Genomic DNA, 9,444 nt, shown 5'->3' with positions numbered 1-9,444 from the left:
CCCCACGACCCGCCGGGTGTGCAGGTCAAGAACCGCTGCCAGGTAATGCCAGCGACCACCGGCCCAGACGTAGGTGATATCGCCACACCACACCTGATTGGGTTGCTGGACATCAAATTCACGGGCCAGCAGATTGGGAATGTCCGGTCGTTCAGACCGAGTGACCTGATAGCGATGAGCGCCCGGTTGCTTGGATACCAACTCGGCTTCCTTCATCAGGTTACGTACTTTGACTCGACCAATCTGATACCCCACTCCCACATCATCGACATCAAGGCACGGCTGCCCGCTGAGTTCCGGCTTTCTTTGAACAAACGGCGCAACTCACAGCGCTGTTGCATGCGCTCACGGTTAATCGTCCGCCATCAAGAGAGCAGTAGCTTTTTTAGAATGTCCTTTTCACGTTCGAGTCGGTTGATACGGGCTTCTAGCTCCTGGATTTTCTGCTGCTCCGGAGTCAGCGCTTTGCTGATTGGGGTAGTGCCACAGCGTTCGGATTGCAGTTGCTGAACCCAGCGGCGCAGTACGGTTTCACCGACATCCAGTGAACTGCTGGCTTCAGGGACAGAATATCCCTGGTCGAGCACCAGGGATGCGGCTTCCAGTTTGAACTCGGCAGTAAATGAGCGACGTAATCTTGTCATTGAACACCTCAGGTCATGGTGGCGACTGTACCACCTAAAATGGTGTCCGGGATGATTAGACCACTACAAAAATATCCTTGGCCAGGTTTTTTCGCCCACCAAGTCCAACGAAGTCTGGACCGGTGATATCACCTATATCGCCACCGACGAGGGCTGGCTTTATTTGGTAGGCCTCAAGGATGTGTTTACCTTTGAAATAGTGGGTTATTCGATGGGAGAGAACATGACCACCGGGTTGCCAGGCCCTGTTTCGCGCCGTGCAGCAGAAGCGGCCGCCAGCTGGGTTCATCCATCACACAGACCGGGGTAGTCCGTATTGTGCCAAGGCTTCCCGGGCTCTCCAGGTACAATTTGGCATGCAGACCTCCATATCACGCGATGGGAACTGCGTTGACAATGCCCCGATAGAAAGTTTTTGGGGGTCTCTTAAAAATGAATTAGTTCACCATCATCGATTTAAGAGGAGAGCGGAGGCCAAGTCGGCAATTCAGGAATACATCGAGATTTTTTATAACCGCCAACGTCGGCACTAATGACTTGGCAATGTCAGCCAGGCAGAATTCACCAAGAGATATTGGAGAACAGATCTGGCGGCTTGATACGGGACTGTCCGATCTTGTCAGGACACCTCACTCCAGATAGTGATTAGCATTGATAATGGTTATAGGCTTCGCTTTTTGGTGAGAGAGCTGGGTCTCACGCGAAGCTTTCTATGTATTTCAATTGGTAGGCGCTAAATGCCCTGTACATGAAAGTAGACTACATATTTTCAATTGCTGTGCTTTTGTTAAGCAAGGAAAGAGTGGTAAGGTCATTGCGCCTGCGTAAAATTGCTCTGTAGAGGGCAGTGGTTTTTGAGTCCAATTTTGATACCAAGGTTGTTTGTAAATAGGCATATAGTGCACGTTGGCACCGATATTCTGTTCACGTACTTTTTGGAAGAGCGCACTGCGTTGTTCAGGGGCTACATGGTGAACATAGAGATGGAAGGCACTACGCCGCTCTGTGTTGAAATGACGAGGTAGCTGGTGCGGTGCCAGCCTTTCGAAGTAGTACCGGGCAATCTCATTACGCGTGTGAATCCATGTCTCCAGATTGGCCATTTGGCTCAACCCTAATGCCGCTTGGATATCAGTCATCCGGTAGTTGAAGCCGAGCATTTGCTGCTCGTAGTACCAGGGGCCATCCGGCTCATTGATAAAGTCTTCCGGTTCACGGGTGATGCCGTGGCTGCGGAGCATGCGCATCTTTTTGGCAAGCGCAGGGTCGTTGGTCATGGACATCCCTCCTTCGCCGGTGGTGATGATCTTCACCGGGTGGAAGCTGAAGACGGTGATGTCGCTGTAGCGGCCGTTGCCGGTGGGTTCATCGTGATAGCGAGCGCCGAGGGCGTGACAGGCATCCTCGATGATCCGAAAGCCATATTCTTGCCCCAAGCGATGGATCTCTTTCATATCGCAGGGAAGGCCTGCAAAGTGCACCGGTATGACCACCTTGGGTAGTTTTCCTTCTGCCTTGGCGGCAATCAGTTTCCTCTCCAGCTCCACTGCGCACATGTTCCCTGTATCGGACTCAATGTCGACGAAGTCGACTTGTGCACCGCAATAGAGAGCACAGTTGGCAGATGCAACGAAGCTAATGGGCGATGTCCAGACCCAATCCCTGTGGCCGACGCCTAGTGCTAGACAGGCGATATGCAGTGCTGCTGTACCTGAATTGACTGCCACCCCAAATTTGGCTCCACAGTAATCGGCTACTGCTTGCTCAAAGCGGGGGACAACGGGCCCCTGGGTCAGGAGGTCGGACTTGAGAACCTCTACAACAGCATCGATATCTGCCTGGCTGATGGATTGGCGGCCGTAGGGGATCATTCTGCTACCTTACTCTGGTTCATCTTCTGTAGCTGTTCGATGCTGAAAAAATGAGGGTTGCTGCGAGAGTTATATTCGAAGCCCTGTTCTACCATTTTTCCTTTTTCGCCCGCCGCTGTTTTGGAGAAATCGTTGTTGCGATTATTGAAGTTGATGGTTGGGCCAATCACGAAGAAGTCACCAAACTCAAAGGTGTGATAAGAATCATCGGCAGGGCACATCACTTCATGGAGCTTCTCTCCCGGGCGAATGCCGATGATCTTGTGTGGCAGGTTTGGTGCCATGGCGCTGGCCAAATCTGTGATGCGAACAGATGGCAATTTGGGAACGAATATTTCCCCTCCCTTCATCCGCCCAAAATTGTCTAGGACAAAATCCACCCCTTGCTGCAAGGTGATCCAGAAACGCGTCATCTCCTCATGGGTGATGGGCAAGGCATCAATACCCTGATCAATCAGCTTTTGGAAGAAGGGAACAACAGAACCACGGGAACCAACAACGTTGCCGTACCGAACGACTGCAAAACGGGTTGGGTCTTGACCCGCAATGTTGTTGGCCGCCGCGAAGAGTTTGTCTGATGCCAGCTTGGTGGCGCCATAGAGATTGATCGGGTTAGCGGCTTTGTCAGTGGAGAGGGCGATAACCTTTTTGACTTGATTGAGCAAGGCTGCCTGGATGACGTTCTCAGCACCATGGATATTGGTTTTGATGCACTCCATGGGGTTGTATTCAGCGGCGGGCACTTGCTTGAGTGCGGCTGCATGAACCACGTAATCCACTCCACGCATTGCCATGGTAAGGCGGTTGGCGTCTCTGACATCCCCAATGAAATAACGCATGCAGGGGTCGTTGAACTCTTGCTGCATCTCGAACTGTTTCAGCTCGTCACGAGAATAAATGATAAGGCGTTTGGGTTTATAACGTTCCAGTACTGTCTTGACCAATCGCTGGCCAAACGAGCCAGTGCCACCAGTTATGAGTAGCGTTTTATCGTTGAACATTGTGGGCATCTCGTCTCAAAAACAGTAGATGAATCATATGCTAGCAAATAAAGTACCAGCTTTTTCTGTAAAGAGTGTGATCCATTCACACAAAAACAGTTGTAAAGATTTGGTTGCCATCCAGAACACTTCAGGTCGATCCTCATCATTAGTGATGTATCAAGATGTGCTGGTGCTTTGCGAGCTTAGCCGGATAGTTTGGCAAATCTGCTCCACTGCATTGAGGGTTCTTGGGGTGAACCGGTGCAGCTCATCGGAGTTGACCAGCATCAGTCTGTGATGTTTCACCGCATCAAGGTTTGGCCACTGTTGCCAGTGACGCAGGGCGTCAGGATCTTGACTCCCCGCCAGGATCAGCGATGGGTTGGCCCTGATCACCTGTTCCATGTCCACTTGAGGGTAAGGGGTCTTGGCATTCGCCATGATGTTGATCCCGCCGCAGAGTTCGATGGCCTGAGCCGGCCAGGCATTGCCACTGACGCTGGTGAGCGGTGGGTACCAGAGCTGGTAGAACACCTTGACACCGGTTGGTTGGCCATAGCGCTGTTGCAGGTAATGCAGGCGTGCCAGATAGCGATCGGCGGCTTCGTTGGCACTCTTCTCCACCCCAAGCAATTTGCCCAGCGCCCGCATTTCGGTCGCCAGCGAGGCAAAATTGGTGGGCTCCGAGTAGAAAACCGTGATACCCAGCTGCTCCAGCGGAGCCAGCATCCGTGACTGAGCCGAGCGCCAGCCGAGAATGAGGTCTGGCTTTTGCGCCAGTACTGCCTCGACGTTAATGCTGCGATAATTCGCCACCTTTGGCTTAGCTTTGACCTCTGGGGGATAGTCTGAGGCATCGTCGATGGCCACCAGTTTGTCGCCGGCACCGATGTCATAAAGCAGCTCGGTAAGATGGGGCACCACGCTCACCACCCGGCTCGGAGTGGCTGCCTGCAGCGCAGCGGGCAACCAGGCAAGCAACACGCAGGGCAGCCAGAGCGGCAATCGCAACCATCTAACCATGAAATAACCTCGCCACAGTGACAAGCAGCGCCAGCATCAACCAGCCCCAGCCAATTCCTTGCAGAATATTGAGCACCTTGCGCGGTGACTCACCGTCGGGGTCATCACCGCTGCCAAGTATCGGCCAGCGTTGCAAGGTGCCCTGATAGTAGCGGGGGCCGCCAAGGCGGATCCGGCACTTGTCAGCAAGTAGCGTCAACAGCATCCCGATGGTGGGATAGGGCCAGAGCGCACCATTGCGCAGCAGCTGTGCGGCCTGCTTGAGCCGCGGGAGCAGGAGCGGCAGCCCCAACAGCAGGATGGTGGGAGCATTGAGCCCCTGATAGAGGGCGCTGGTGGCGAGACCAAAGTGGTCGAAGGCGGGATCTTTGCGACTCCAGCTCAGGTTCATCAGCTGCACCAGCCGCCAGAGCAGGGCGCCCTGTACGCCAGCCAGGGCAAATCCCAGCAGCGGGCCAGCCCATTGGCCGACCAGACGCAGGGCGCAGCTCTCCGTCACCGCTTTGGCGAGCCCCATGGCCGAGAGTTTGCCGGTCTCCCGTTTGAGCCAGTGGGCAGACTGCAATCTTGCCAGCGGCAGGGTCTCCTGGGTGGCGAGCGAGCGGGTGGCATGGGCGAGTTCGCGCAGCGGACGGGATTCGAGCATCAGCAGCAAGAACAGCAGGTCGAAGATCGGCTCGCTCAGGGCCAGATTGCGTAATGACCAGAGCCCGGCGGCGCAGGGTACCCATACCACCAGCATCGCAAACATACCTGCTTGCAGCTGCTGGCGTGGCGTGCCATCGGCCCTGTGCACCTTGCGCCCCAGCCGGGTCAGCAAGGGCGTGACGGCCGAAAGACGCAGATGGGATGGCCACGGGATCACCGCCTCCAGCAGGGCAGCCCCTACCAGAATGGCCGCCATCGTCGAAAGGAGGGCGTCGGCCATCAAATCAAGCGAGCCGGTCTCGATCACAGCTTACCGAGCATCTTGATAATCACTTCGGCGGAGTGCTTGCCGGCCACTTCGATGAAGGCATCGAAGGATTCAACCTGTTCCTTGCCGGCGATATCGGACATGGCACGCACCACCAGATAGGGCACCTTGAACATGTGGCACACCTGACCGATCGCGGCCCCTTCCATCTCGACCGCCAGCATCTGCGGGAAGTCGGCGCGAGCCTTGGCGATGGCGTCCGGTTTGTACATGAACTGATCGCCGGTACAGATAAGGCCGACCTTGGTTTGGTGCTTGCCCTGCTCGGCGATGCAATCCTGAGCGACCGCGATGAGTTTCTCGTCGCAGGGGAAGGCGGCGGGTTGCTGCGCCATCTGGCCCATCTCGTAACCAAAGGCGGTCACGTCCACATCGTGGAAACGCATCTCGCTGGCAATCACCACATCACCGATGTGCAGATCCTGGGCAAAACCGCCTGCAGAGCCGGTATTGATGACGCAGTCGGGGGCGAATTTTTCCAGCAGCAGGCTGGTGGCCACGCTGGCGGCAACCTTACCGATACCGGAGCGGGTCAGGATCACCTCTTTGCCTGCCAGCATCCCTTGATAAAACTCGCAGCCGCCCAGTTGCAGGGTGGTGGGGTTGCTCATCTGGCTGCGCAGCAGGGCTACTTCTTGCTCCATGGCGCCGATAATACCTACTTTCATTGCTGACCTCGTCTTGATAGCCGTGTGGCTGAATTTAAGTTGCTGTAGATCATAACAAAAGATGGCGTCGGCGCCGAGAGGCACGAACGAAAGGATAGATGAAGTGCGACGCCCCATATGGAGGCGCCGCAGGTGACAACAACAGCATTGGTTAGAGATCAGAGGGGGCCTTTAGCCGAGCGCGGTGTCGAGGGTCATCATCAGGGCAAAACCCGCCATTAGGCCGAGGGTGGCATAGGTCTGGTGACCGTTGCGGTGGGTCTCCGGGATCACCTCGTGCGAGACCACAAACAGCATGGCGCCGGCGGCGAGCCCAAGTCCGATGGGGTAGGCGATGGCAAGACCGCTGGAGAGCCCCACCCCGAGCAGGGCACCAACCGGTTCGAGCAGGCCACTGGCGATAGCGACCAGCACCGCCACCGAGGGGCGAAAACCGGCGGCGCACATGGCCAGTGCCACCGCCAGTCCTTCGGGAATATCCTGCAGTGCGATAGCGGTGGTGAGCGGCAGCCCCACCGACATATCCCCCTGCGAGAAGCTGACCCCGATGGCCATTCCCTCCGGCAGGTTGTGCAGGGCGATGGCAAAGACGAACAGCCAGACCCGGGAGCAGCTCTCATGGCCGGGGCCGCAGGGGCCGGTTTTGTCATGCTCGTGCGGGGTGAACTGATCCAGTCCCAGCATCAACAGCACCCCGAGGGTCATGCCGACCACCACCACGGCGGCGGCGCTGAAGCCGTTGCCAGTGATCCCCTCGGCAGCCTCCAGTCCCGGCAGCAGCAGGGAGAAGGCACTGGCCGCCAGCATCATGCCGGCGGCAAAGCCCAGCATGGTGTCCTCAACCTTTTGCGGTACCGAGCGCAGAAACAGAGCGGGCAGGGCGCCGATGGCGGTGGCGGCAAACCCGGCGGTACCACCGATCAGGCCGTAGCGCACGCCGCTGGTCACCTCGCCGGTAGCGAGCATGATGAGACTCTGCAACAGCAGCAACAAGACGGCAGCCAGCGCGATAAAGAGACCGAGGGCGGTAAGTGGCCGCGCCTGCAGTTGTTCACGCAGCTGGGCAGACCAAGTTGAAGCAGACAGATACGAGCTGTTATCCATAAACAGGGCCTCTTGTTACAGCAAATTGTTACAACGAAGGGAGATGGCGCTCCGCCATCGGATTATGTTGGTCATTACAACGAGTTGATGGCCCCTTGTCCATGCCACTGCCTCGATTGCATTTATCGGTTAACTATTTGAAATGATTTGGTCGCTATAAATATTTTGTGATGAATGTCTGGTTGTGAAGGAAATCAGCTTGCATTCATTTGGTGAGATATGGTGAAAGATTGGGCGATATTGTGATAGAGTGCGCGCCTCGCGAAATCGTCCTTCCCCCGCTTTCGCAACCTTCCATCTCCCGTCAGGAATGGCCGGGATCAGCTCATACGGATGTGATCGCTACTGTTTACCTGCTTGTCAGCAGTTGAGGATCAACAGCCAATCATGTTTTACAAGAATCTCTCCATCGGCAAAAAGATTGCCGTGGTTTTTGCGGTCATTGCCGCAGTCAACGTTGTCTTCGGTGTTTTTCTCTCCAGTGAATTGCGCGGCGTGCGCGATCGGGTGCTGAATTTTACCGACTCCACTTTGCCGAGCGTGCTCTCGGTCGAAACCCTGCTCTACGACGTCTCTTATGTACGTCGGGCTCAGTTTGCCCTGCTGATGGTGGATGATGCCGCCGACTTGCAGGCCCGTCGTGGCCGCATTCAGGAGAATATTCGCAAGGTTGACGAGGCATTTCGTGCCTACGAGGCGACTGTGGGTGCCGACAACGAGCGCCAGGTGTTTAACCAAGCCAAACAACAGTGGCTCACTTATCAACGTTCGGTAAACGAGTTTGATATGCTGCTGGTGCAGGGTCAGCATGATCAGGCCAAAACCCAGCTGTTTGCCTCCAACCCGCTCTTCGGGGCACTGGAGCAGGCGGTCAACTCGCTGATCCAGGTGAACCTCGGTTTCGTCAAAGAGAACCGTGGCAGCTTGCTTGGCAGCGTCAGCATGGTGACCACCTTCGCCATGGTGAGCATCGGTGCCCTGCTGGTGTTCATGGTGGTGATGACCTGGTTCCTGACTCGCCAGATCTGCCTGCCGCTGCAAGCCGTGGTGGCTCAAGCCAACGCCATTGCCGCCGGCGATCTGACCCATCAGCTGGAGCGTCAGCACATCGGCCGTGACGAGCTGGGCATGCTGGCCAAAGCCTCTCTCAAGATGCAGGACAACCTGCGCGGCCTGATTGAAGAGGTGGTGGCTGCGGTCACCCAGCTTGGCACTGCCATCGATGAGGTGAGCGCCGTCTCCGAGCAGTCCGCCAAGGGCATTCAGAGCCAGCAGCAGGAGATCTCGCTGGTGGCGACGGCCATGACCCAGATGAAGGCCACCGTGGCCGATGTGGCGGACAATACAGAGCACACCTCTGAGTCTGCCAGTGCAGCTAATACTTTGGCTCGCAAAGGCAACCAGGATGTGCAGCGTTCGCTGGTGGCCATCACCCAGGTTGCTGAAGAGATTGAGCAGGCTGGCATGCTGGTGACCGAGCTGGAGCGCGAATCTGCCCAGATCAACGTGGTGGTGGATGTGATCCGCGGCATCGCCGAGCAGACCAATCTGCTGGCCCTCAATGCGGCCATCGAAGCAGCCCGCGCTGGCGAGCAAGGCCGTGGCTTTGCCGTGGTTGCCGACGAGGTGCGCACCCTGGCGGGTCGTACCCAGGCCTCGACCGGCGAGATCGTGGCCATCATCGAAACCCTGCAGGCGCGTGCCAATCAGGCGAAAGAGGTGACGGGCCAGAGCTGCGAGATGATCCGCCAGTGTGTGGATCAGAGCGAGCAGACCAGCAACGGCATGCAGCAGATTGAAGAGGCGGTAGCCCAGATTGCCGACATGGCGATCCAGATTGCCAGCGCCTGCGGCGAGCAGGATGCGGTCTCCGACGAGCTGGGCCGCAACGTCGAGCGGATCAACGAGTCCGCCAACGAGGTGGCTCTGGGCGCCGATCATACTGCCCGCGCCTGTCTGGAGCTGAGCCAGCTGGCGGTGGGTCTGAAGCAGACCATCGGTCGCTTCCGTCTCGCCTGATAAGGGGGCTGGAGTGCTCCGGCCTCTTTATTCATAAAAGTCGGGGCGCTTTGTCTGCCCTCACGACACCCGGCCATGTGCCGGGTGTTTTTTATCTGGCAATCGTTACGAGGCCTGATGGTTGGGGTTCTTCGTAAGAGAATGAAGGTCAGGGTA

Annotated in this window: 7 protein-coding genes and 2 pseudogenes; 2 read left to right on the top strand and 7 right to left on the bottom strand. The window is 56.7% G+C overall.

What is annotated here, in order from left to right; translation table 11 throughout:
* A pseudogene (locus AACT07_RS22040) lies at nucleotides 1-644 on the bottom strand (transposase); the annotation flags it as partial.
* 70 nt (nucleotides 645-714) lie between these two features.
* Between AACT07_RS22040 and AACT07_RS22035 the strand changes: the two are divergent.
* Nucleotides 715-1,243, top strand: a pseudogene (locus tag AACT07_RS22035) (IS3 family transposase); the annotation flags it as partial.
* 120 nt (nucleotides 1,244-1,363) lie between these two features.
* Here the strand turns inward: AACT07_RS22035 and pseC are convergent.
* From pseC to AACT07_RS22005, 6 genes are all read right to left on the bottom strand, one after another.
* Complete coding sequence (gene pseC, locus AACT07_RS22030) at nucleotides 1,364-2,515, bottom strand: UDP-4-amino-4,6-dideoxy-N-acetyl-beta-L-altrosamine transaminase (RefSeq protein ID WP_069530055.1); 1,152 nt, start codon at nucleotides 2,513-2,515, stop codon at nucleotides 1,364-1,366.
* Nucleotides 2,512-3,516 (bottom strand): UDP-N-acetylglucosamine 4,6-dehydratase (inverting), encoded by a 1,005-nt coding sequence (gene pseB / locus AACT07_RS22025; RefSeq protein WP_069530054.1) that lies wholly within the window; start codon nucleotides 3,514-3,516, stop codon nucleotides 2,512-2,514. The genes pseC and pseB overlap by 4 nt, the downstream gene beginning before the upstream one ends.
* A gap of 159 nt (nucleotides 3,517-3,675) precedes the next feature.
* On the bottom strand, nucleotides 3,676-4,521 hold the full coding sequence (locus tag AACT07_RS22020; protein WP_069530053.1) for a cobalamin-binding protein: 846 nt from the start codon (nucleotides 4,519-4,521) through the stop codon (nucleotides 3,676-3,678).
* Nucleotides 4,514-5,476, bottom strand: a complete 963-nt coding sequence (locus tag AACT07_RS22015) for a cobalamin biosynthesis protein CobD/CbiB (protein WP_069530052.1) — start codon at nucleotides 5,474-5,476, stop codon at nucleotides 4,514-4,516. The genes AACT07_RS22020 and AACT07_RS22015 overlap by 8 nt, the downstream gene beginning before the upstream one ends.
* Nucleotides 5,473-6,165 carry a 5'-methylthioadenosine/S-adenosylhomocysteine nucleosidase gene (gene mtnN / locus AACT07_RS22010; protein WP_069530051.1) on the bottom strand — a complete coding sequence of 231 codons (693 nt, stop codon included), beginning with the start codon at nucleotides 6,163-6,165 and terminating at the stop codon, nucleotides 5,473-5,475. Before mtnN ends, AACT07_RS22015 begins: the two co-directional genes overlap by 4 nt.
* Nucleotides 6,166-6,336: 171 nt before the next feature.
* Entirely contained in the window at nucleotides 6,337-7,269 is a 933-nt protein-coding gene (locus AACT07_RS22005; RefSeq protein WP_069530050.1) for a ZIP family metal transporter, read from the bottom strand.
* A gap of 387 nt (nucleotides 7,270-7,656) precedes the next feature.
* Here AACT07_RS22005 and AACT07_RS22000 point away from each other — a divergent pair, with 387 nt between their 5' ends.
* On the top strand, nucleotides 7,657-9,288 hold the full coding sequence (locus AACT07_RS22000; protein ID WP_069530049.1) for a methyl-accepting chemotaxis protein: 1,632 nt from the start codon (nucleotides 7,657-7,659) through the stop codon (nucleotides 9,286-9,288).
* Nucleotides 9,289-9,444 lie beyond the last annotated feature (156 nt).

Origin of the sequence: Aeromonas sp. ANP5 (genome assembly GCF_963870295.1) — a bacterium.
Taxonomy (GTDB): domain Bacteria; phylum Pseudomonadota; class Gammaproteobacteria; order Enterobacterales; family Aeromonadaceae; genus Aeromonas; species Aeromonas veronii.
Note: the sequence above shows the minus strand (reverse complement) of the source record. Positions and strands in the feature narration are given on the sequence as shown.